The sequence below is a fragment of the Pseudomonas sp. MCal1 genome, assembly GCF_026341415.1.
Taxonomy (GTDB): Bacteria; Pseudomonadota; Gammaproteobacteria; order Pseudomonadales; family Pseudomonadaceae; genus Aquipseudomonas.
The window spans coordinates 173,906-197,250 of sequence record NZ_JAKUMP010000001.1 but is presented as its reverse complement, the minus strand read 5'-3'; the positions used below and the strand labels follow the sequence as shown (position 1 = coordinate 197,250).

Here is a 23,345-nt window from a genome sequence, read left to right as displayed (position 1 = left end):
CGCCGTCCGTGCCGGCGCTCACTGAAGTACGTCCACGTACTCGTCCTTGCCTTGGAGTTCGTCATGGCCACCTCTGCAACAACGTCCGCACCGCTCATTGAAAAACACACGATCGGCTATGTGCCACCCGAAGATCGCCACGGAAAGGTTCGGGATCTGTTCACCCTCTGGTTCGGCGGCAATATCGCGCCGTTGCCCATCGTCACCGGCGCCCTCGGCGTACAACTGTTTCACCTGAATCTGGTGTGGGGCATCGTCGCCATTCTGGTCGGCCATCTGGTCGGCGGTGTGCTGATGGCGCTGCACTCGGCGCAAGGCCCACAGATGGGTATTCCGCAGATGATCCAGAGCCGTGCACAGTTCGGCTCTCTCGGCGCGCTGCTGGTGGTGTTGATTGCCGGCGTCATGTACATCGGTTTCTTCGCCTCCAACATCGTGCTCGCCGGCAAGTCCCTGCATGGCGTGGTCGACAGCGTTCCGGTGCCGGTCGGCATCGTCATCGGTGCGCTGGGCTCGGGGATCATCGGCATCATCGGTTACCGCTTCATCCACGTGCTCAACCGCATCGGCACCTGGGTGCTGGGGATCGGCATCGTGGTCGGCTTCGGCTACATCCTCACCCACATCCAGACCGATGATTTCCTCACTCGTGGCAGCTTCAACATTTCCGGCTGGCTCGCCACCGTGTCGCTGGCGGCGCTGTGGCAGATCGCGTTTGCGCCTTATGTGTCGGACTACTCGCGCTACCTGCCGGCCAACGTGCCGGTGGCGGCAACCTTCTGGACGACCTATCTGGGATCGGCGCTGGGTTCGAGCCTGTCGTTCGTGTTCGGCGCCGTCGCCGTGCTGGCAACCCCGGTGGGCATGGACACCATGGACGCGGTAAAACTTGCCACCGGCGCCATCGGCCCGTTGATGCTGGTGCTGTTCCTGCTCAGCGTCATCAGCCACAACGCCCTCAACCTGTACGGCGCGGTGCTATCGCTGATCACGCTGGTGCAGACCTTCGCTTACCGCTGGATCCCGACCGCCAAGAGCCGCGCAGTGATTTCGATCATCGTCCTGCTGGCCTGCTGCTTCTCTGCGGTCGGCGCCTCGGCAGACTTCATCGGCCACTTCGTCGACATGGTGCTGGTGTTGCTGGTGGTGTTGGTGCCATGGACCGCGATCAACCTGATCGACTTCTACGCCATCCACAAAGGCCAGTACGACATCGGTTCGATTTTCCAGGTCGACGGCGGCATCTACGGCCGTTACAACCCGCAAGCCTTGCTGGCGTATGCGATCGGCATCGTGGTGCAGATTCCGTTCATGAACACGCCACTGTACGTCGGGCCGGTGTCGGCCCACATCAATGGCGCAGACCTTTCCTGGCTGGTGGGGTTGCTGGTGACGTCGCCGCTGTATTTCTGGCTGGCAAATCGTGACAGTGCTTATCGCCGGCGGCTGACCTCCGGGAAACTGGTGAACAGCCTGTAAGCCATCCGTTCCGCGCTGACACATGAAGGCCCTCAGATGTGAGGGCCTTTTTTGCTTTGTGGGGGAGCGTCTATTTCGTCTTGAACGCCTCGCGCCGAGCCTGTCGTTCGGCGGCGTACGACTCTTGCGGCTGACTGATCAAATCCTCACGGCGCAATACTTCACCGCAGTGATCGCACAGCGGCCCGAGGCCTGCGCTGTGGTTGCAGTTTTTGTGAATCATGTTCACCGCCAGCCCTTCCTCGGGGGACTTGCACCAGGTCTCGCCCCAGGCGCGTAACGCAATTACCACCGGATAAAACGCCTCGCCTTTCGCGGTGAGGTGGTACTCGTAGCGTTTCGGCCGTTCGTTATACAGACGACGTTCAACGAGCCCGTCTGCCTCAAGGCATTTCAATCGAGCGGCGACCATCTGCGGCGTAGCGCCGGTCTGGGCCAGGATCTCGTCGTAGCGATGGCTGCCCATGAACAATTCGCGCAAAACCAGCACCGTCCAGCGGTCGCCGACGATCGCCTCGGCCCGGGAAATCGGGCACAGCGTATCGGGAAGACTATCGTTTACAGCCATCAGGGCTTGCCTCTTTCACAGTTACTATGATTATCATATCAACACGATGCGGGAACAAGCCCTGAGCATCGATCACTCTCATTGCCGGAGTACACCGTCATGTCGAAACCTCTCTATCCGCTCGACAGAACCGCCTACCTGCTGGTCGATCCGTACAACGATTTTCTCTCCGACGGCGGCAAGATCTTTCCGCTGATCAAACCGATGGCCGAGCAGAACGGCCTGCTCGACAACCTGCGCAAACTCGATCGCGCCGTGCGGGCCCTGCCGATTCCGGTCGTCATCGTACCGCATCACCGCTGGGTCAAAGGCGACTACGAGAACTGGGATCACCCAAGCCCGACCCAATGCAAGATCATGCACATGCACCACTTTGCGCGCGGCGAATGGGGCGGTGAATGGCACCCGGATTTTGCACCGAGGGACGGCGACATCGTGGTTCAGGAACACTGGGGGTCCAGTGGATTTGCCAATACCGACCTGGATTTTCGCCTCAAACAAATAGGCATCACCCACGTCATCATTGTCGGCCTGCTGGCCAATACCTGCATCGAAGCCACCGCACGCTACGCGTCCGAGCTCGGCTACCACGTCACGCTGGTGCGCGACGCGACCGCCGCGTTCAAAGAGGAAATGATGCACGCCGCCCACGAACTCAACGGGCCGACGTTCGCCCATGTCATCACCACCACAGACGAACTGATCGCGAACCTTCAGTCGCAAGGTGGCGCGAAATGAGTCTGACCGGCCATCTGCTGATCGGCGCCGCCGACGTGCCTGCTACCGAAGGCACGATGAAGGCGCTGAATCCGGCAACCAATACGCCGATCGAACCGGAATTCGCCTTCGGCGGTGCAGAGCAAGTCGATCAGGCGGCAACCCTCGCCGACGCGGCATTCGACAGCTACAGCCATACACCGCTGGCCGAGCGTGTGGCGTTTCTCGAAAGCATCGCCGACAACCTCGACGCCGTCCGTGAGGAACTGGCCGCCCGTGCTGCGCTGGAAACCGGTCTGCCCCAGGCACAACTGGAAGGCGAAACCGTCAAGGCCGCCACCCAGTTCCGCCAGTTCGCCGAGGTGGTGCGAAAGGGACGCTTCCTTCAACTGGCCATCGACCCGGCGCAACCTGATCGCCAGCCGCGACCACGGATGGATCATCGCCTGCAGAAAGTCGCCATCGGCCCGGTGGCGATCTTCGGTGCGAGCAATTTTCCGATCTCCTATTCGGTCGCCGGCGGCGATACCGCATCGGCGCTGGCGGCCGGTGCGACGGTGATACTCAAGGCCCACAACGCCCATCCCGGCGCTTCGGAAATCCAGGCCCGCGCCATCCGCAAGGCGGTGCAGATGCATGGCCTGCACGAAGGGGTTTTCTCCATGGTGCGCGGTGGTGGCAATGCCATCGGTGAGGCGCTGGTCGATCATCCTTTGATTAAAGCGGTGACGTTCACCGGTTCGGAGCTTGGCGGCATGGCGCTTTATCGCCGCGCGCAATTACGGCCAGATCCGATTCCGGTGTTCACCGAAATGACCAGCGTCAATCCGACGTTCATCTTGCCCGCAGCGCTGGCGACACGAGGCGGTGAGATCGGCGATGGTTTTATCGAGCGGATGCTGGTGAATGTCGGGCAGGCCTGCCTGTGTCCGTCGATCCTGATCGCGGTCGAAGGCGAAGGCGAAGGTCTGCAAGCGCTACGTAGCGCCATGATCAAGCGGGTCAGCGAAGCGCCGGCGCGTACGATGCTGACGCCGGGGATTCACGCTTCATACGCCAAAGGATTAATGGCGATGGAAAGCCTGGGGGCAAATCGGGTGGCGGTCGGCGCGCCGGCGGACGGCCAGTTTGAAGGCCGCTCGGCGCTGCTGGACGTTGACGGCCATCGCCTGCTCAGTGAACCGGCGCTGGCCCATGAAGTGTTCGGCCCGGCGGCATTGTTGGTAACGGTCAGAGATGAGGAAGAGTTGCTGGCCGTCGCCCGTTCGTTCAAGGGTCAGTTGAGCGCAGCCGTTCACCTTGAAGACCGCGACCTCGATCTGGCACGACGCCTGCTGCCGATTCTCGAACGCCGCACCGGACGCATCGTGGTCAACGCTTTCGCCCATCCGCAGGAAGTGACCTTCGCCACCGTACACGGTGGGCCGTTCCCGGCCACTTCGGACAGCCGCTTCACCTCGGTCGGCATGACCTCGATAGAGCGCTTTTTGCGGCCGGTGGCGTATCAGGGCTTTCCCGATGCGTTGTTACCGGCAGTGTTGCGCGATGCCAATCCACTCGATCTGCCGCGCATTATCGACGGCCAATAATAAATGCCCGGTTCGGCAAATCACCGAACCGGGCACTCTCATTCAATCAAATGAGCAAGTCTTCAAAGAAGGCACCGTACGGAAGCTCAGGGTGCTTAATCTGGATTTCCAGAATCCACACACCGGCATTCGGCGCCTGATCGAAGTCCCCCAGATTGCCGCCCCGATAAATTGCATGCGGAAAATCACTGACCCGCTGGCCCTTGATGTCCAGGTTCAACTTCCAGCCCATCGCCTCGGCCTGATCCGTGGCGTAGCGGTACAGCTCGACACCGGTTACGCCCTGACGCCAGAAGGCCTCGACCTTGTCGAAGAGCTCTTTGAACAACGTGTCAAACCTCTTCTGCGCGCACCACACCACGCTCTTCCAGCAAGCGCACAAACATGCTCAGACTGCGCGAAACCGTACCCCGCCGCCATACCAGCCACGTCGTCAGATAGCGGAAATCCGCCGCCAGCGGCCAGACGCTCACCGTCGCGCAACCGGGCATGCTCTGCAGCATGCTGCGCGGCATCAGAGCCAGACCGGCGCCCGCACTGACGCAGGCGAGCATGCCGTGATAAGACTCCATTTCAAAAATCTTGCCCGGTACCGCAGCGTCGGTGCTGAACCATTTTTCGAAGTGATGGCGATAGGAGCAGTTCGAACGGAATGCATAGATGTTCTCGCCATTCACGTCCGCAGCGCGCTGGATCGGCCCGTGATGCAGCGGCGAGATGATGACCATTTCCTCTTCGAACGCCGGAATGCCTTCCAGCGCCGGGTGCAAGACCGGGCCGTCGACGAACGCGGCCGCCAGGCGCCCGGAAAGCACACCGTCGATCATTGTCCCGGACGGGCCGGTCGACAGGTCCAGATCGACCTTCGGATGTTGCTGGTTGTAGGTCGCCAGCAAACCGGGAATGCGTACCGCCGCCGTGCTCTCCAGCGAGCCCAGCGGAAATGCGCCTTGCGGCTCCTCGCCGGCCACCGTGGCCCGCGCTTCCTGAACCAGATCAAGAGTGCGCCGCGCGTATTCGAGAAAACTCCAACCGGCCGGCGACAGCCGCAAGCGGCTTTTCTCGCGGATGAACAGGTCGACGCCCAGGTCTTCCTCCAACTGCTTGATGCGGGTCGTGAGGTTCGACGGCACCCGATGAATCTGCGCCGCCGCCGCGCTGATGCTGCCGTGCTCGGCAACGGCCTTGAAAATTTCCAGTTGCACCAGATCCACAGTCATTCTCCAATCGTGAAAGAAACGATCTTTATTATTCAGTTTCCAGAAACTGAACGCCACCCTACTCTGAGCGCATCCACTGACCTCGCAGGACGATGCCATGAGCCCGATTTCCAGCCAGACCCACGCCATTTCGATCAACCCCGCCACCGGCGAGCAGATCGGTCACTACGCCTTCGAATCCGCCGAGGCTCTCGACGCTGCGCTGACCCGCGCCGCATTCGGCTTCAACAAGTGGAAACGCAAGCCATTGCAAGACCGCTCCCGTGCCCTGACCGCTCTGGCCGGCGCTCTGCGTGACAGCAGCGAAGCCATGGCGACCATGATCACCCGGGAAATGGGCAAGCCGATCGCCCAGGCCCGTGGCGAAATCGAGAAGTGCGCCAAGCTCTGCGAGTGGTACGCCGAACACGGCCCGGCCATGCTCAACGCCGAAGCGACTCTGGTCGAAGGCGGCAAGGCGCGCATCGAATACCGTCCGCTCGGCCCGATCCTCGCCGTGATGCCGTGGAATTTCCCGATCTGGCAAGTGCTGCGCGGCGCCGTTCCGGCGCTGATCGCCGGCAACACTTACGTGCTCAAGCATGCGCCGAATGTGATGGGCAGCGCCTATCTGTTGCGCGACGCGTTCACCCGCGCCGGTTTTGCCGATGGCGTGTTTGAAGTGCTCAACGTCACTCCGCAAGGCGTGTCCACCGCCATTGCTGACCCGCGCATTGCCGCCGTAACCCTGACCGGCAGCGTTCGCGCCGGCATGGCCATCGGCGCACAGGCCGGTGCCGCGCTGAAGAAGTGCGTGCTGGAACTGGGCGGTTCCGATCCGTTTATCGTGCTCAACGACGCCGATATTGATGAAGCCGTGCAAGCGGCAGTCATCGGTCGTTACCAGAACTCCGGGCAAGTCTGCGCCGCCGCCAAACGTCTGATCATCGAAGAAGGCGTGGTTGAAGAGTTCACCCGCAAGTTCGTCGAAGCCACCCGCCAGTTGAAGATGGGCGACCCGTTGTCCGCCGACAACTACATCGGCCCGATGGCCCGTTTCGATCTGCGTGACGAACTCGATCAACAAGTACGCGCCACCCTGGAAGAAGGCGCCACCCTGCTGCTCGGCGGCGGCAAGGCCCAAGGCCCGGGCAACTATTACGAGCCGACCGTGCTGGCCGACGTCACCGACCGCATGACTTCGTTCAAGCAGGAACTGTTCGGCCCGGTGGCCTCGATCATCACCGCTCGTGACTGCGCCCACGCCGTGGCCCTGGCAAACGACAGCGAGTTCGGTCTGACTGCAACGATCTACACCGCCAACGTCGCCCTGGCCCAGCAACTGACCAGTGAACTGGAAACCGGTGGTGTGTTCATCAACGGCTACTCCGCCAGCGACCCGCGCGTGACCTTCGGCGGCGTGAAGAAGAGCGGTTTCGGCCGCGAGCTGTCGCACTTCGGCGTGCGCGAGTTCTGCAATGCGCAGACGGTGTGGCTGGATCGCAAATAATCCAATAGCCCAAAAACCATGTGGGAGCGAGCTTGCTCGCGATGACACCTTCACGATCAACATTGATGTTGAATGTCAGGCAGCCATCGCGAGCAAGCTCGCTCCCACAGGTTTTGTGTCAGTCCTTGAAATCCGTGGACAGCGCCAGCTCACTCCACTCGGCCAACTCCTGCGCCACCAAACGGTTCTTCGCCTCGATCCGCGCAATCGTGTCGCTGCCCAGCGCCAGCCGCTGCGGCGGGTTCGGCGTGTTGACCAGTGTCAGCATCGCTTCGGCGAGCTTCAGCGGATCGCCCGGTTGCGCATGGTTGGCCGCTTTGGCAAACGTGCGCATCTTGCCGACGGTTTCGTCGTAGTCCGGCAATACAAGCGCAGTCTTGACCAGTGATTGCTCGTCGAGGAAGTCGGTGCGGAAGAAACCCGGTTCAACCACCGTGGCATGAATGCCCAGCGGCGCCAGTTCCTGGTGCAACGCTTCGCTGATGCCTTCCACCGCGAATTTGGTCGAGCCGTAGACACCCCAGCCCATGTAAGCCTGATAACCGCCGATGGACGAGATGTTGATGATCCGTCCGCTGCGCTGGGCGCGCATGTGTGGCAGCACGGCGCGGGTGACGTTGAGCAGGCCGAACACGTTGGTGGCGAACAGGCGCTCGGTTTCGCTGGCGCTGGTTTCTTCAACGGCGCCCAACACGCCGAAACCGGCATTGTTGATCAGCACGTCGATGCGTCCGAAGCGCTTGATGCCTTCTGCCACCGCTTGGTGGGCTTCTTCTTCGCGGGTGACATCGAGGCGCACTGCCAGCAAATGCGGGTGATCGCCGAGGCGGTCGGTGATGTCCTGCGGGTTGCGGGCAGTGGCAATCACCGCGTCACCGGCGCGCAAGGCCTGTTCAGTGATAAGGGCGCCAAAACCACGGGAAGCTCCGGTAATCAGCCAGGTACGCATATCAACTCCTCCTGTCGGTGACCCTGCGAGATTGCCGGGCCTTCTTGATGAGTTGAGTCGACTTTAAAGCCGTGCTACTGATGTGATAATCCCAACAAATTTGCATGACTTTGTGAAAGGTGTTCACAAATGAAAAACCCGTCCACGGCGGACCTGTCGATCTTTCTCTGCATCGCCCAGCACCTGAATTTCAGCCGTGCGGCGATGGATCTGGGCCTGACACCTTCGGCCCTGAGCCATTCATTGCGAGCGCTGGAAAATCGCCTCGGTGTGAGGCTGTTCAATCGCACCACCCGCAGCGTTGCGCTGACCGAGGCCGGCGAGCGTCTGTATGCGCGGCTTAAACCGGCGTTTCGCGATATCGACGACGCCCTTGAAGACCTCAATCACTTTCGCGACAAACCTTCCGGCAACCTGCGCATCACTGCCGGGCGCCAGGCCTGCGAACTGGTGCTGCTGCCGATTGCCGGGGCGTTCCTGCCGGCCTATCCGGACATTCGCCTGGAAGTGGTCGAAAGTGATGCGCTAGTGGATATCGTCGCCAGCGGTTTTGATGCTGGTGTGCGGTTCGGCAATCGACTGCAAGCGGACATGGTGTCGCTGCCGATCGGCCCGACCCTGCGCTCGGTAGTGGTCGCGTCGCCGGAGTTTCTGGAACGGCACGCCGCGCCACAAAAACCGGGGGATCTGCGCACCCTGCCCTGCATCCGTCACCGGTTTCCCAGCGGCGCGCTGTATCGCTGGGAATTCGAGCGTGGCGGCATCGCTCAGGAAATCGAGGTCAACGGTCCGCTGACACTGGGTGATGTCAGCCTGATGATCGGCCCCGCATTACAGGGCTTGGGACTGGCCTATGTATTCGAGGACATGGCCCGCGAACATTTGGCGAGCGGACGGCTGGTGCAGGTACTGGCGGACTGGTGCCCGTACTATCCCGGCCTCCACCTGTACTACCCGAGCCGACGCTACGTACCGGCGCCGCTCAAGGCGTTTATCGATTTCGCCCGCAATGCTCGCGAGGGCAAAACGAGCTGAGCCGTTCTACAAATACTTCAACCAGGCGATGTCACGGCGTCGGGCCTTCAGTGCCGAAAACCAGCGCACCGCCGGAAACAACGCGACCGCCAGCACCACCGCCGCCAGCCACACCGCTGCCACAGAGGAGAAACCAAAATACGTGCCCTGATTAAGCCCGAACAGCGCCACGCCGATCAGGTACAACACCTTCAGGGCATACAGGTGCAGCAGGTAGAAAAACATCGGCGCCGAACCGAACACCGTCAGCCAGCGAATCCAGCGTCGATCCTGCGCGCGCTCGAACACCAGCAACAGCAGCAGCCCGACGCTCACCGTCAAGGTGATGAACAACAGCGACGGCGGGTATTTGGTGATGTTGAAAAAACTCATCAGGGTCTGCAGGCTGCTGTCATTGATCGACCACGGTTTCTCGCCATAACCGTTGACCAACCGCAGAGCCAAGAACCCCAGCAACCCGGCCATGCCACCGATCAGCAAACGGCGCTGGCGCAACCCTGCATCGGCTGCGCGGGCGAACCACGGCCCCAGCGCATAACCCAGACCGATCACGCCGATCCACGGTAGCAACGGATACGACGTGCGCAGACGCAAGGTTTCGCTCGCCTCGATCCAGCCCCGGTCATGCAGGATCGCCCATGGCACGTGCAGTGCCGGCTCGGTTGCGAAATGCAGTCCGTCGAGCAGGTTGTGTCCGGCGATGATCGCCAGGCTCAGCGTCAACAGCAGCCAGCGTGGCAGCCAGACCAGCAGCGACAGCGCAATCATGCTCAGGCCGATCGCCCAGATCACTTGCAGGTAGATCACGGTCGGTGGCAACTGAAACGTCCAGGCGAAATTCACCAGAGTGAATTCGAGCGCTACCAGAAACAGTCCGCGCTTGAACAGGAAGGCACTGACATCAGCCTTGCCGTCGTACTTTTCTCCGAACAGCCATGCTGACAACCCGGTCAGCAGCACGAACACCGGCGCACACAGATGCGCCAGGGTGCGGCTGAAGAACAGCGCCGGCTCGGTGCTGGCGATGTCCATCGGGTCGGTGACCTGACGATGCAACAGAAAGGTTTCGCGCACGTGGTCCAGCAACATGAACAGAATCACCAGGCCACGCAGTGCATCAATGGACAGCAACCGGCCAGTCGCCGAGGGGGCAGAACGGGGAACCGCAATCGTCATGGAGGTATCGCAATCGAATGGTTGATCGATGCGACCGCCCGAAAGCGGCCGCGCAATTTGCGTTACCTTATAACATGAAAAACCGATCCAATCGCTAGCGGTTCTCAAACAGCGATCACGCTTTACGCAAGACTTCCAGCACGACCTGCAACGGATGGCGCAGTTGTCGATCGGCCTGGCGCTTGACCTGACTGCGACAGGAATAGCCCGTGGCCAGTGCCTCGCCCTTCTCCGCCGGGGCCTCGATCTGCTTGGCCCAGGATTGTTCGTAGATCACCGCCGACGTCTCGCGATTGCGCGCTTCATGTCCGTAAGTGCCGGACATGCCGCAGCAGCCGGTGGCCTGGGTCGCCAGCTTCAGGCCGACACGTTCGAACACCTGCTCCCATTGCCGGGTGGCGGCCGGGGCGTTGGTTTTCTCGGTGCAGTGCGCCAGCAGGCGGAAGGTGCCGGCGCGGCGCTGGTCGGTCTGCTCCGGCATGACCTTGAGCAACCACTCCTGCACCAGCGCCACCTCCGGGCATTTCTCCATCTCCGGCACCTTCAGATACTCCTGGCGATAGACCAGGGTCATGGCCGGGTCGAGTCCCACCAGCGGAACACCAACCTCGGCCAGTGCGCGCAGCTGTCCGGCATTGCGCAATGCCGCACGATTGAACGCCGAAAGGAAACCCTGCACATGCAGCGGCTTGCCGTTGGCGCTGAACGGCGCCAGGTAAACCTGATAACCCAGTCGCGAAATCAGCTCGATCAGATCCGCCAGCAATGGCGCCTCGAAGTATCGGGTGAACGCATCCTGCACCAGCACCACACTGCGCTCACGTTGCGCCTGGGTCAGCGCCGAAAGCACCTCGACCGACGCCGGCTGAACCTGCCAGCGACGCATCGCCGCGTGGAAATCGAAACGGCTGAGCAACGGCACATCGACCATGCCGCCAACACGCTCGATCAAGCGACGGCTGAACGAGGCGCCCATCAAGCCGTTGTAGAGCAACGGAATCCGCGCCATGTACGGAATCGTGTACTCCAGCGAAGCGATCAGATAATCCCGCGCCGGCCGCAGATAACGCGTGTGGTACAACTCCAGAAACCGCGAGCGGAAGTCCGGCACGTTGACTTTCACCGGGCACTGCCCTGCGCAGGACTTGCACGCCAGGCACCCGGCCATGGCGTCATACACCTCATGTGAGAAGTCCTTTTCCTGCGCACGGCTGTTGCGCCAACGCTGCAGCAACGTGCTGAAAAACGGCGGACGACGGCTGGCATCGGCCAATACATCAACACCCGCCTCCCCCTGCAAACGCAGCCATTCACGAATCAGCGAGGCGCGACCCTTGGGCGACTGCGCGCGCTGGCGAGTGGCTTTCCACGACGGGCACATGGCATCGTGGGGATCGAAGTTGTAGCAGGCGCCGTTGCCGTTACAGTGCATCGCCGCACCGTAGTCCTGCCAGACTTTCTCGTCGATCTGTCGGTCCAGTTCGCCGCGCAGGGTCACTTCGTCGATTTTCAGCAATGCAGCGCCGGGGATATCCGGCGTGGCGATCTTGCCGGGGTTGAACTGGTTGAACGGATCGAACGCCGCCTTCAACGCTTGCAGTGCCGGGTACAACGCGCCGAAGAAGGCCGGTGCGTACTCCGAGCGCAGGCCCTTGCCGTGCTCGCCCCACAACAGGCCGCCATAACGCTGGGTCAGCGCAGCGACACCGTCCGAAACAGGGCGCACCAGCGCGGCTTGTTGCGGATCCTTCATGTCGAGAATCGGCCGCACGTGCAGCACGCCGGCATCGACGTGGCCGAACATGCCGTATTGCAGCTTATGGCTGTCGAGCAGCTCGCGCAGTTCGGCGATGTACTCGGCCAGATGCTGCGGCGGCACGGCGGTGTCTTCGACAAACGGCTGCGGCCGCGCTTCACCGGCGACGTTGCCGAGCAATCCCACCGCGCGTTTGCGCATGCCATAAACGCGGTTCACCGCCGCATGCCCGACGGCCAGCGTATGGCCCAGGCGCTCGACCGTGGCGTCGGTGCCCAAATGCTGGACGAAGGCTTCGACCCGGCCTTGCAATTCCTCGGGATCGTCGCCGCAGAACTCCACCAGATTGATCCCCAGCGTTGGCCGCTCGGCGCTTTCCGGGAAATACTCGGCAACGCCATGCCAGACGATGTCCTGCATCGCCAGCAACAGCACTTTGGAGTCGACGGTTTCGATCGACAACGGCTTGAGCGCCATCAACGCCCGGGCATCACGCAAGGCATCCATGAAGCCGGCGTAGCGAATGTTCACCAGCATCGTGTGCCTGGGAATCGGCAACACGTTGAGCTTGGCCTCGACCACAAACCCCAGCGAACCTTCAGCGCCGCACAGCACGCTGTTGAGGTTGAAACGGTTGTCAGCCTCGCGCAGGTGCGCCAGGTCGTAGCCGGTCAGGCAGCGGTTGAGATCGGGGAAGGTTTCCCGGATCAGCTCGCCCTGCTCATCGATGATCTGCCGCGCGCAGCGATACACCTCACCGGCCCGGCCCTCACGCGCGCATTCCGCTGCCAGTTCGCTTTCTTCCAACGGGCGGCCGTGCAAACGCTCGCCACCACGCAGGACCATGTGCAGTTCCAGCACGTGATCGCGGGTCTTGCCGTAGGTGCAGCTGCCCTGGCCGCTGGCGTCGGTGTTAATCATGCCGCCGACGGTGGCGCGGTTCGACGTGGACAGTTCCGGAGCGAAAAACAGTCCGGCGGATTTCAGCGCCGCGTTTAGCTGGTCTTTCACCACGCCGGCCTGCACCCGTACCCAACGCTGTTCAACGTTGATTTCAAGAATGCGGTTCATGTGCCGCGACAGGTCGACGACGATGCCGTCGGTCAACGACTGGCCGTTGGTGCCGGTGCCGCCACCACGAGGCGTGATCACGACTTTCTGGTAAGCCGGCTCGGCGATCAGGCGCGCGAGCAGCGCCACGTCGTCGGCATCACGCGGGAATACCGCCGCTTGCGGCAAGCGCTGGTAGATCGAGTTGTCCGTGGCCAGCACCACGCGGCTGGCGTAATCGGCGCTGATCTCGCCACGAAAACCGCCGGTTTCAAGGGCTTTGAGAAACTGCTGGTAGTCGGTGTTCAACGCAGTGGAAGGCGACAGCTGGGCAATCATCGGGCGTGTAATCTCGGTCAAAAACGGGCCGTGTGGCGGTGAACAGTTGTGCGCAATGAATGATTGCGTCACGCTCCCGCCATCTCATAGGCCTTATGTTCATTGCAGAGCGATGCCGGGACAACCGTAAAATCGACCCGCAATCCATGACTAAAACGAATGAATCCGAGAACTCTCACTCCCTCGATGTCGTTGCTGCTGGCGTTTGAAGCCGCCGCGCGCCATGAAAGCTACACCCGCGCCGCTCACGAACTGTCGTTGACCCAAAGCGCGGTCAGCCGTCAGGTGCAGATTCTGGAAAAGATGCTCGGCATGCGCCTGTTCAGCCGCGAAGGCCGGCGGGTGATTCTCACCGACGTCGGGCGCATGTACCAACGCGAACTATCCGAAGCCCTCGGCCAGATTCGCAGCGCGACGTTGCAGGCGATGGCGTTTGGCTCGGGCATTCACAGTTTGCGCCTGGCGACGCTGCCGACCTTCGGCTCAAAATGGCTGCTGCCACGCTTGAAGGATTTCTACACCGCGCACCCCGGCATGACGGTGCACCTGCATTCACGCATCGAAACCATCGACTTCGACACCAGCGAAATCGACGCCGCGATCTGCGTCGGCGGCGGTGACTGGCCAGGGCTGACCGCCCACCGTCTGCACACCGAAGAGCTGGTGGTGATTGCCAGTGCGCAGCTGTCCGATGCCGAGCGTCGTGCGGCAGACGAAGATATTGCCGGGCAACTGCTGCTCAACGTCAGCAGCAATGCTCAGGCCTGGTCCGAGTGGTTCAGCCATCACGCTTTGCCCCATCGCAGTATGCGCATCGGTCCGAGCTTCGAGATGACCTCGCACTTGATCCAGGCTGTGCGCGCCAATATCGGGATCGGGCTGGTGCCGAGAATTCTGGTGGAGGATGAGCTACACAACGGCGAGTTACTGCAGCTGGGCGAACCGATCAGCAGTCGCCGCAGCTATTACCTGGTATACCCGGCGCGTAATGAGTCGCTGGCATCGCTGAAGGCGTTTCGCGACTGGTTGATGCGCACGCTCTGAAACAACAGAGGGCGCCGTTCGACACCCTCTGGTTTTGCTCAATCAGAATCGCGGCTTCAGCGCTTTCCAGTCAGGTTTGTAGCGCTGCATTTGCCGTACATCATCGCGCTGGCGGATGCCGCAGGTCAGGTACTGATCATGCAGCTTGCCGAGCTGATCGTGATCCAGTTCCAGCCCGAGGCCCGGTGCACGAGTGATCTTCACGCAGCCATCGACGATCGGCAGCTTGCCGCCCCTGATCACTTCTTCATCCGGCTCCTGCCACGGGTAATGGGTGTCGCAGGCGTAGTCCAGATTCGGCACCGCGGCCGCCACATGCGCCATCGCCATCAGGCTGATGCCCAGGTGTGAGTTGGAATGCATCGACACACCGAGGCCGAAGGTGTCGCACATTTTCGCCAGGGTCTGGGTGTCGCGCAGGCCGCCCCAGTAATGGTGATCGGCGAGGACAATCTGCACGCTGTTCAACGCAACGCTGCGGCGGAATTCGTCGAAATCGGTGACCACCATGTTGGTCGCCAGCGGCAGCCCGGTGCGTTTGTGCAACTCGGCCATGCCGTCGAGGCCCGGGGTCGGGTCTTCGTAATACTGCAAATCGTCGCCCAGCAACTGCGCCATGCGGATCGAGGTTTCCAGCGACCAGTTGCCGTTGGGATCGATGCGCAACGGATAACCGGGGAAGGCCTTTTTCAACGCCTTGATGCACGCCACTTCGCGCTCCGGCGGCAGCGTGCCGGCCTTGAGCTTGATGCTCTTGAAACCGTAGGCCTCGATCATCCGCGCAGCCTGGGCGACGATCTGCTGCTCGTTCAGCGCCTCGCCCCAGTTGTCCGGCTTGTACGGCGAATCGACGTGCTGCGCATACTTGAAAAACAGGTACGCACTGAACGGCACTTCATCGCGCACCGCCCCGCCCAACAGGTCCACCAACGGCACATTCAAGTAGCGGGCCTGCAAGTCGAGGAACGCCACTTCAAACGCCGAATATGCGTTGCTCACCGCTTTACTGGCGTGGGAACCCGGCGCGAGTTCCGCACCGGCCAGACTGGCAGGCTTGTTGGCAGCAACTGTCGCCTGAACGATCCGACGCAGCTGATTGAGATTAAAGGGATCAAGGCCTATCAACTGTGATTGCAGCTGTTGCTGGATCGCCAGCGCCGGAGCATCGCCATAGCTTTCGCCGAGTCCGATGTAGCCGTTGTCGCTCTCGATTTCAATGATCGAGCGCAGGGCGAACGGTTCGTGGATGCCACTGGCGTTGAGCAGCGGCGGATCACGGAAGGCAATGGGAGTGACGGTGACGCGAGTGATTTTCAAAATGACGCTCCTTTGAGACGGAATCAGTGGCTCGCCACCGGGTTGGCCGTCGGCGCGACGGCGTTTTCGGGTTCAGGCTTTACCGGGTTTTTACCCTTGGCGCCGGGCGCCATCCGAGCGAAGAAGATCACCACTGCCGCTACCAGCGAGGTCGCCGCCAGGCCATACAGGCCGCCCTCAATGGAGCCGGTGGTCTGCTCCAGAAAACCGAACGCGGTCGGCGCAACGAAGCCGCCGAGATTGCCGATGGAGTTGATCAACGCAATGACCGCCGCCGCGATGCGCGCATCCAGATAGCTTTGCGGAATCGGCCAGAACAGCGCCGAGGCTGCCTTGAAGCCGATGGCCGCGAAACAGATGGCGACGAAGGCGAAAATCGGCCCGCCCGTGGTGGACATGAACATGCCGAACGCGGCGATCACCAGGGTCAGCGCGACCCACGCCTGCTGGAATTTCCACTTGCCCGCCATTGACGCGAAGCCGTACATCGCCACGATGGAAATGATCCACGGCACCGAGTTGAGCAGCCCGACCTGGAAGTCGCCGAGGTTGCCCATTTTCTTGATCATGCTCGGCAGCCAGAACGTGGCGCCATAGATGGTCAGGGCGATGGAGAAGTAGATGAAGCAGAACAGCGCGATCTGCCGGTCCGCCAACAGTTTGAACATCGAAGGTTTGGCGACGTGGGTTGCTTCGCGTGCACGTTGTTCTTCGGTGATCGCGGCCACCAGTGCCTCGCGCTCCTCCTCGCTCAGCCACTTGGCCTGGCGCGGATGAGATTGCAGCCAGAACCAGACAAACCCGCAGAGCACCACCGACGCAGCGCCTTCGATCAGGAACATCCACTGCCAGCCGTGCAGGCCCAGACCGCTGATGTGCAAAAGAGCACCGGACACCGGGCCGGAAATCACCGAGGCAATCGCCGAACCGCTGAGAAACACCGCCATGGTCTTGCCGCGCTCCGAGGCCGGCAGCCATTGGGTGAAGTAATAAATGATCCCAGGGAAGAACCCGGCCTCGGCAGCGCCCAATATGAAGCGCAACACATAGAAACTGGTTTCACCCTTGACGAACGCCATGGCCATCGCCGCCGCGCCCCAGGTGAACATGATCCGCGTCAGCCAGGCGCGGGCGCCGTAGCGTTGCAGAAGCATATTGGACGGCACTTCAAACAAGGCGTAACCGATAAAAAACAGACCGGCGCCGAGGCCGTATGCAGCAGCGCCGATCCCCAGATCGGTTTCCAGATGACTGCGCACGAAACCGATGTTGACCCGGTCGATGTAGTTGACGATGAACATCACCACGAACAGCGGCAGCACATGACGCTTGACCTTGGCGGCGGCGCGGGCGAGTACCGTGATGTCCGGTGAACTCTGGAGGGTATTCAAGGGGCGACTCCCGATCTTTGTTTTTGTTGGGATAGCGGCGGCCTTTGAGGCGTAGAGCGATCATGGACGGAGCCATTGATCCCGTCTAATCTAACTTGGCATTCGATTGATACCCGGATTAGATCAATGTTCGAACTGACCCAACTGCGCTGCTTCACTACCGTCGCCACCGAACTGAATTTCCGCCGTGCCGCCGAACGGCTGAACATGACCCAACCGCCATTGAGCCGGCAGATCCAGTTGCTGGAGCATCACCTGGGAGTCGAACTGTTTACCCGCAGTACACGCAGCGTGGCGCTCACCGCTGCCGGCCGCGCATTTTTCATCGAGGCGCAGAATCTGCTGGAGCGCGCGCAACAGGCCGCTGTCACTGCCCGGCGTTTTGCCGAGGGTGATATCGGTTCGGTGAACATCAGTTTTGTCGGCAGCGCGGTGTATGAGTTCTTGCCCAAGGTTATCGCCGAGGCGCGCCTCAAGCAGCCGCAGGTGAAGATCGACCTGACCGAAATGAACACCTACCAGCAACACGAAGCCCTGCGCGCCCGACGCATCGATCTGGGCATCGTCCGCGCGCCGTTGCTGGAGCCCGGTTACGCCACTGAGTGCCTGGTGCGAGAGCCGTTTGTGCTGGCGGTGCCGAGTGGTCATCGACTGGCGAACGCCGACGATGTGTCAGTGAAGGACCTGGATGGGCAGCCGTTCCTGATGTATTCCCACGCAGCCTATCCGCCGTTCAACGAATTGCTGACCGGCATGCTGCGCTCGGCCCGGGTTGCTCCGGATTACGTGCAGTGGCTGGGTTCTTCCTTGACGATTCTGGCGCTGGTCAATGCGGGCATGGGGCTGGCACTGGTGCCGCGTTGCGCGACCAGTGTGGTGTTCAGGAATGTGGTGTTTCGCGAGATCGATCTGGGCGAAGGGGTACAGAGCGAACTGCATCTGATCTGGCGGGAGAACAACGACAACCCGGCGTTTGCGATGTTGCTGGAAGGCATTCGCCGGGCGGTGAAGGATGGATGGGGTTAGGAATGGGTATGCATTGACGGGGGATATTTCAGCGGTGGCGGTGCCTTTGGCCCCTTGATCAATGGTTTTTCCAACTGTTTCCCATCTGGCCCGTAGAACAGGCGCGCGACGTGCGGCGGCATAGGTTGTGGCGCTCTGGCGGTCATGATGAACCCTCTGACATCGGGCTGAATTCAACCCATTTAACCTTCGTGGAATCTATCAGCAAAAATTCGGCACCAAAAGGCACGTCTGTTCCATCGCTGTTGAGCCAACACGGTGATTGCAAAAGGAACTGCCCGGTGGATGACTCGGGCGGCCACTCCACCGGCCAGCCTAGAACGCGCCTTTCATCATCCAAATGCAGGGTGATAACGCGATCATATTTCGCAAATGCGCTGAACCATTGACTGGGGTAGGAAGATTGTTTCGTGACGTTTCTGCTGCTCAACCAACGATGCAACTTGCCATTGGCTGACAGGCAACAGGCCAACAACCCGAGTACCAGCGAAGCAAAAAATGCCCACGACGCTTCAGCTTTTGCATCCCATTTTCCTACAGAAAATCCCTTCTCCCCCACCCACACACAAACCGCTCCAACTCCCAGCACCATTGCGTGAATCACAAACGTGAAAATCAACGCCTGCACAATCTGCCCGAACGTATCCGGCCGCTTGAACGCCGTCAGGGTGTAGAAAATCCAGGCCGAGACAAACCCCGGGATCAGGTACTGCAACAGCGGAATCACTTCTTTCACCAGATCATCCATGATCGGTCGCTCCTTGAATCAGAAAAACAATCCTCCAGAAACAGCAATGCCGGCCCATAACGGGCCGGCATTCAAAGCCTAGTGCACGCAGGAAAGACGCTTGCGATCAAGTGTCACTGCGCATTACGCGTCCTGCAGAATCAGATCCGCGCCCTTCTCCGCCACCATCAGCACCGCCGCATGGGTGTTGCCCGACGTCACGTTCGGGAAGATCGACGCATCGACAATCCGCAATCCGTCGAGGCCATGCACCTTGAGGCGCTTGTCGACTACCGAAGTCTGCTCGTCCGCCCCCATCGCGCAGGAGCCGCACAGGTGATAGATCGAGCCGCAATTGTCGCGGAAGTACTGGAGCATCTGCTCGTCGCTTTCCACTGCCGGTCCCGGCAGAACTTCATCGACCGTGATGCCCTTCAATGAAGGCGCGCCCATGATCTTGCGCATCAGGCGACTGCCCTGGATCACCTCGTCGATGTCCTTTTGCGTGCTCAGATAGTTCGGGTCGATCAACGCCGCATCGCGCGGATTTTTCGAGGCAATCGTGATGTGACCGCGACTGGTCGGGCGGCACGGATTGAAGCACAGCAGGAAGCCTGAATACGGCTCGGGCTTGAGGCTGGCCTTGTTGTTTTTCGGGATCTGGTACGACAGCGGGTTGAAATACAGCTGCAGGTTCGGATGGCTCTGTTCCGAATTGCCACGGAAGAATCCACCGGCCTGATTGACGCTCATCGCCAGCGCGCCCTTGCGCGTCAGCAGGTATTTCACGCCGAGTTTGAACTGGCCGAACAGCGAGCTGAGTTCATCGTTCAGAGTCGGGACGTTGGCCTTGTAGTAGTAGCTGACGCACAGGTGATCCTGAAGGTTATGCCCCACTGCCGGCAGGTGTTTGACCAGCGGAATCTGATGTTTGGCCAGTAGGGTGCGATCGGCCACGCCGGACAGTTGCAGGATCTTCGGTGTGTCGACCGCACCGGCACACAGGATCACTTCCTTGCGCGCCGTGAACGTTCGCGTCACACCATGCTGAGTGATGGAAATACCGGTGGCGCGCTGTTGGCTCTCATCAAACAGCACTCGATCAACCAGCGCGTAATGCTCGACCGTCAGGTTCTGCCGGCTCAGTGCCGGGTGCAAATGGGCGAAGCTGCTGGAGCTGCGCTGACCATTGCGGGTGTTGACGTCGTAGATGCCCGCGCCTTCGAATTTCGGCCCATTGAAATCGTCGCTGCGTGGGTAGCCTAGTTCATCGCAGCCCTTGAGAAACACGTCGCAGATCGGGTGGGTCTGGCCGGTCATCGGGGTGATGCTGATCGGGCCGCTGCCGCCGTGGTATTCGCTGTCGCCCAGCGGATGGTTTTCCAGTTTGCGGAAGTACGGCAGCACATCCTTGAAGGCCCAGCCGTCGTTGCCGTTGGCCGCCCAGTCGTTGAAGTCATGGGCCTGGCCACGCACGTAGATCATTGCGTTGATCGAGCCCGAACCGCCCTGGACCTTGCCACGCGGGGCGTAGATTTCGCGATTGCCCAACTGTTTTTGCGGCTGGCTGTAATACATCCAGTTGAAGGTCGGGTTGTAATACATTTTGGCGAAGCCGACCGGGATCCTGAACCACAGGGAACTGTCCTTGCCGCCCGCCTCCAGCAGCAGCACCGTGTATTGGCCCGAGGCCGAAAGCCGGTTGGCCAGCACGCAGCCAGCGGCGCCTGCGCCAGCGATGATGTAGTCGTATGTCATGCACGGTTACCGCGTAAGTCGTTGTACAAAGAATGCCTGTCAGCCAGGCACTATCCTTGTGGGAGCGAGCTTGCTCGCGATTGCGGTGCCGCATTCAACATTGATGCTGACTGAACTGACGCTATCGCGAGCAAGCTCGCTCCCACAGGTCTTGCGGTTGGGTTAGAAACCTCGTCAGCCCCTGGCCGGCGATGTGTCTTTGACGTCGGCCGGGATCGAGGCCATTTGCAGGTGCAGGCGCTCACCGGTGTACGGCGAATGCTTGCGCACCACGTCCATGTTCAGCTCCACGCCCAGGCCCGGCTCGGTGGACGGGATGATGTAACCGTCCTCCCACTGCAACGGCTTTTTCAGGACCTCGGCGTGGAAGCCACCCCAGGTCTCGATGCTTTCCTGGATCAGGAAGTTCGGCGTGCAGGCCGCGAGCTGGAAACTCGCCGCCGCACCAATCGGCCCGTTGTACAGATGCGGGGCGATTTGCGCGTAATAGGCCTCGGCCATGCTGGCAATCTTCTTGCCTTCGAGCAGGCCGCCGCAGCGCGCCACGTTCATCTGCAGAATCGACGCACCGCCGGCCTGCAACAGCTTGAAAAATTCGTACTTGGTGGTCAGGCGCTCGCCAGTGGCGATTGGAATGCTGGTCTTGGCCGCGACCTGCGCCATGGCTTCTTCCTGTCCTGGCGGCACCGGTTCTTCGAACCACAGCGGATCGTATTTCTCCAGGCGCCTGGCCAGGCGAATTGCCGAGGACGGCACCATTTGCCCGTGGGTACCGAACAGCAGATCGCACTTGTTGCCCACCGCTTCGCGGATCTTGCGGCAGAAGGTTTCACAGCGCTCCAGCACTTCCAGCGAAATCTGATGCCCGGAGTACGCGGTGTACGGCCCGGCCGGATCGAACTTCACAGCGGTGAAGCCTTTGTTCATGTTGTCGATGGCGCATTCGGCGGCCAGGTCCGGGTCGTCGTAGTCGTACTCGCCACGGCTATTGACCGGGTACAAGTAGGTGTAGGAACGCAGGCGCTCGTGAACCTTGCCGCCGAGCAGCTCGTAGACCGGTTTGCTCGCAGCCTTGCCGATGATGTCCCAGCAGGCCATTTCCAGACCGCTGACCACGCCCATCATGGTCAGGTCGGGACGCTGGGTGAAACCGCTCGAATAGGCCTGACGAAAGAAGCGTTCGATGTGGTGCGGATCCTGATTCAGCAAGTAGCGCTCGAACACGTCTTCGATGATCGGCAGCATGGCTTTGGGGCCGAAGGTCGCGGCGTAGATTTCGCCGACACCTTCGATGCCGCAGTCTGTCTTGAGCTTGACGAACAGCCAGTACATGCCGCCGATGTGCGGTGGCGGTACGGCGACGATATGGGTTTCAAGGGCGACGATTTTCATCTCAGGCACCTGTCTTTTTCAGAGATTTGCGATTGATTCGGGCACGCAGGGTCACGGCAGCCAGGGTGCCGATCAGACCGATAGCGGCGATGTAGCCGAAATAGAGCTTGTAGCCGAGGGCGCCGGGGAAATGCTCAGTGAGGTAGCCGTTGATCAACGGGATGAACGCATCCGGCATGTAACCGACCACCGAGACGATGCCGATGGCCAGTCCGGTGATGCGCAGCGGAATGTTGCAGCTGTCGAGGATCGCCCAGTACAGACCGCGAATCGCGTAGGTCATCAGGCCGATGAAAATCACTGTCGCGATCAGCAGTCCCATGCTGTTGAGCGCCGGGAACACAATCAGCCCGACGATTGCCAGACTCGCCAGCAACAGCGCGACGATCAGCACCGAGATGTTCGAAAACTTGTCCCCGAGCCAGCCGCCGCCGATGCCGCCGATCGGACGCATCCACAGTTTGATGGTGGTGATGGTGCCGGCCATGACGGCGGTCAGGCCGCTGCCTTGCAGGTAGTCCGAGAAGCTGTAGGTGGCCCAGAAGATGTGATAACCGCAAAACACGATCGCGGTAACCAGCCACAGTTCAGGAATCTTCACCAACGTCGCCAGATCCGTGAACAGGTTGAACTTGCCCTTCTCCACCGGCGGCGTGTCCTCCATCGATTTCGGATCCTTGATCAGCACCAGCACACAGCCGATGGCGATACAGGTGAAGGCGTAGAGATAAACCACGTGTTTGAAACCTTCGGCAGTGGACTCGCCACGGGTTTCGGTGGCGTAGGCGAACAGCCCGAGCGCAACCGTTGCCAGCAGCGCTTCGACCAGTCCGCGCCCCCCATCGAGGATGCCGAAAAAACGACCCTGTTCGGTGTGATGGGCAATCATCTTCACGCGCTTGAGCACCGAGGCCCAGAACGTCAGGCCGGTGGTCAGTCCCCAGCAGCCGAAGATGATCATCAGCCCGGTCATCGACGGCGCCGTCGAATACCACAGACCCAGCGCGCCAGTGGCCACCAGCGAAAAGAAAATCAGGAAACGCGGCGCGATACGGTCGGCCAGCCAGCCGCTCGGCAAGTAGCTGAGCAGGAAAATCGTCCCAAGCATCGAGTACAGATAGCCCAGCTCGCTGTGGCTGATCTGGAACACCTCGAGCATGGTGGTCTGGTAGACCTGGCGCAGGTACAGGATCGGGTAGATTGCACCGGCGGCGAGCACCAGCAACATCAGCTGGAAATAGCGACTTCCCTTGTCGCTGCGGCTTTTCGAAGCCGAGTTGGAACCCTGAACAGCGGCAGCAGTGGATGCATGCTTGGACATTG

At 60.9% G+C, this 23,345-nt stretch carries 18 protein-coding genes and 1 pseudogene; 7 read left to right on the top strand and 12 right to left on the bottom strand.

Features of this window, described 5'->3' with window-relative positions; all coding sequences use genetic code 11:
* The first annotated feature begins 63 nt into the window (after positions 1-63).
* Positions 64-1,479 (top strand): purine-cytosine permease family protein, encoded by a 1,416-nt coding sequence (locus tag MKZ87_RS01000; RefSeq protein WP_085703602.1) that lies wholly within the window; start codon positions 64-66, stop codon positions 1,477-1,479.
* Between the two features lie 70 nt (positions 1,480-1,549).
* On the opposite strand, the gene MKZ87_RS00995 is transcribed toward MKZ87_RS01000, so the two are convergent.
* Positions 1,550-2,047 (bottom strand): winged helix-turn-helix transcriptional regulator, encoded by a 498-nt coding sequence (locus MKZ87_RS00995; RefSeq protein WP_085698281.1) that lies wholly within the window; start codon positions 2,045-2,047, stop codon positions 1,550-1,552.
* Positions 2,048-2,146: 99 nt separating this feature from the next.
* Here MKZ87_RS00995 and MKZ87_RS00990 point away from each other — a divergent pair, with 99 nt between their 5' ends.
* Positions 2,147-2,785 carry an isochorismatase family cysteine hydrolase gene (locus tag MKZ87_RS00990; protein WP_085703603.1) on the top strand — a complete coding sequence of 213 codons (639 nt, stop codon included), beginning with the start codon at positions 2,147-2,149 and terminating at the stop codon, positions 2,783-2,785.
* A complete protein-coding gene (locus MKZ87_RS00985; RefSeq protein WP_085703604.1) occupies positions 2,782-4,353 on the top strand; it encodes an aldehyde dehydrogenase (NADP(+)) in 1,572 nt (523 codons plus the stop codon). The genes MKZ87_RS00990 and MKZ87_RS00985 overlap by 4 nt, the downstream gene beginning before the upstream one ends.
* A gap of 46 nt (positions 4,354-4,399) precedes the next feature.
* Here the strand turns inward: MKZ87_RS00985 and MKZ87_RS00980 are convergent.
* Together MKZ87_RS00980 and ptrR are read right to left on the bottom strand one after the other, a co-directional pair.
* Positions 4,400-4,675: pseudogene (locus MKZ87_RS00980) on the bottom strand ((Fe-S)-binding protein); the annotation flags it as partial.
* Positions 4,676-4,685: 10 nt separating this feature from the next.
* Positions 4,686-5,567 (bottom strand): putrescine utilization regulator PtrR, encoded by an 882-nt coding sequence (ptrR, locus tag MKZ87_RS00975; protein WP_266200275.1) that lies wholly within the window; start codon positions 5,565-5,567, stop codon positions 4,686-4,688.
* Positions 5,568-5,670: 103 nt separating this feature from the next.
* Here ptrR and MKZ87_RS00970 point away from each other — a divergent pair, with 103 nt between their 5' ends.
* Entirely contained in the window at positions 5,671-7,062 is a 1,392-nt protein-coding gene (locus MKZ87_RS00970; RefSeq protein ID WP_085698278.1) for an aldehyde dehydrogenase family protein, read from the top strand.
* A 118-nt stretch (positions 7,063-7,180) separates the two neighbouring features.
* Here the strand turns inward: MKZ87_RS00970 and MKZ87_RS00965 are convergent, their stop codons facing one another.
* Positions 7,181-8,011, bottom strand: a complete 831-nt coding sequence (locus MKZ87_RS00965; RefSeq protein WP_085703605.1) for an oxidoreductase — start codon at positions 8,009-8,011, stop codon at positions 7,181-7,183.
* 129 nt (positions 8,012-8,140) lie between these two features.
* On the opposite strand from MKZ87_RS00965, the gene MKZ87_RS00960 reads away from it, so the two are divergent.
* Positions 8,141-9,046, top strand: a complete 906-nt coding sequence (locus MKZ87_RS00960; protein ID WP_266200076.1) for a LysR family transcriptional regulator — start codon at positions 8,141-8,143, stop codon at positions 9,044-9,046.
* 6 nt (positions 9,047-9,052) lie between these two features.
* Here the strand turns inward: MKZ87_RS00960 and MKZ87_RS00955 are convergent, their stop codons facing one another.
* Together MKZ87_RS00955 and MKZ87_RS00950 are read right to left on the bottom strand one after the other, a co-directional pair.
* Positions 9,053-10,222 (bottom strand): DUF1624 domain-containing protein, encoded by a 1,170-nt coding sequence (locus MKZ87_RS00955; RefSeq protein WP_085703607.1) that lies wholly within the window; start codon positions 10,220-10,222, stop codon positions 9,053-9,055.
* 115 nt (positions 10,223-10,337) lie between these two features.
* On the bottom strand, positions 10,338-13,367 hold the full coding sequence (locus MKZ87_RS00950) for an FAD-binding and (Fe-S)-binding domain-containing protein (RefSeq protein WP_266200274.1): 3,030 nt from the start codon (positions 13,365-13,367) through the stop codon (positions 10,338-10,340).
* Positions 13,368-13,526: 159 nt separating this feature from the next.
* Here MKZ87_RS00950 and MKZ87_RS00945 point away from each other — a divergent pair, with 159 nt between their 5' ends.
* Positions 13,527-14,411: a LysR substrate-binding domain-containing protein gene (locus MKZ87_RS00945; RefSeq protein ID WP_085698275.1), complete on the top strand. Its 885-nt coding sequence runs from the start codon at positions 13,527-13,529 to the stop codon at positions 14,409-14,411.
* A 42-nt stretch (positions 14,412-14,453) separates the two neighbouring features.
* Here MKZ87_RS00945 and MKZ87_RS00940 read toward each other — a convergent pair whose 3' ends face one another.
* Both MKZ87_RS00940 and MKZ87_RS00935 read right to left on the bottom strand, forming a co-directional pair.
* On the bottom strand, positions 14,454-15,728 hold the full coding sequence (locus MKZ87_RS00940; RefSeq protein WP_085703609.1) for a glucarate dehydratase family protein: 1,275 nt from the start codon (positions 15,726-15,728) through the stop codon (positions 14,454-14,456).
* Positions 15,729-15,751: 23 nt separating this feature from the next.
* Positions 15,752-17,119: an MFS transporter gene (locus tag MKZ87_RS00935; RefSeq protein ID WP_234205550.1), complete on the bottom strand. Its 1,368-nt coding sequence runs from the start codon at positions 17,117-17,119 to the stop codon at positions 15,752-15,754.
* A 126-nt stretch (positions 17,120-17,245) separates the two neighbouring features.
* On the opposite strand from MKZ87_RS00935, the gene MKZ87_RS00930 reads away from it, so the two are divergent.
* Positions 17,246-18,145, top strand: coding sequence for a LysR substrate-binding domain-containing protein (locus MKZ87_RS00930; RefSeq protein WP_085698272.1), 900 nt, complete (start codon positions 17,246-17,248; stop codon positions 18,143-18,145).
* A 142-nt stretch (positions 18,146-18,287) separates the two neighbouring features.
* On the opposite strand, the gene MKZ87_RS00925 is transcribed toward MKZ87_RS00930, so the two are convergent.
* The 4 genes from MKZ87_RS00925 to MKZ87_RS00910 form a co-directional block, all read right to left on the bottom strand.
* Positions 18,288-18,893: a DUF6338 family protein gene (locus MKZ87_RS00925; protein WP_085703611.1), complete on the bottom strand. Its 606-nt coding sequence runs from the start codon at positions 18,891-18,893 to the stop codon at positions 18,288-18,290.
* A 123-nt stretch (positions 18,894-19,016) separates the two neighbouring features.
* The gene (locus MKZ87_RS00920; protein ID WP_085703612.1) at positions 19,017-20,630 is read right to left on the bottom strand and encodes a GMC family oxidoreductase; all 1,614 of its coding nucleotides are present in this window, start codon (positions 20,628-20,630) and stop codon (positions 19,017-19,019) included.
* Between the two features lie 174 nt (positions 20,631-20,804).
* Positions 20,805-22,022, bottom strand: coding sequence for a mandelate racemase/muconate lactonizing enzyme family protein (locus MKZ87_RS00915; protein ID WP_085703613.1), 1,218 nt, complete (start codon positions 22,020-22,022; stop codon positions 20,805-20,807).
* A gap of 1 nt (position 22,023) precedes the next feature.
* On the bottom strand, positions 22,024-23,343 hold the full coding sequence (locus MKZ87_RS00910) for an MFS transporter (RefSeq protein ID WP_085703614.1): 1,320 nt from the start codon (positions 23,341-23,343) through the stop codon (positions 22,024-22,026).
* Positions 23,344-23,345 lie beyond the last annotated feature (2 nt).